We start from the raw sequence: 302 nt of genomic DNA, 5'->3' as shown, positions 1-302 counted from the left end.
CGTGAGCACATCCTACTTTCTCGTCAGGTTGGCGTTCCTTACATCATCGTATTCATGAACAAATGTGACATGGTTGATGACGAAGAGCTACTTGAGCTAGTAGAAATGGAAGTTCGTGAACTTCTTTCTGAATATGACTTCCCAGGTGATGACTTACCACTAATTCAAGGTTCTGCACTTAAAGCACTTGAAGGCGAAAAGCAGTGGGAAGACAAGATCGTTGAGCTTGCAGAAGCACTAGATTCTTACATCCCAGAGCCAGAGCGTGACATCGATAAGCCATTCATCATGCCTATCGAAGA

At 44.0% G+C, this 302-nt stretch carries 1 protein-coding gene; it reads left to right on the top strand.

The window, feature by feature from the left end:
- Positions 1 to 302: GTP-binding protein (locus ACFI4Z_RS19095; RefSeq protein ID WP_462671893.1), on the top strand; the 302-nt coding region annotated here is incomplete at both ends.

It is taken from the genome of Pseudoalteromonas sp. RWi3, assembly GCF_054960735.1.
Note: the sequence above shows the minus strand (reverse complement) of the source record. Positions and strands in the feature narration are given on the sequence as shown.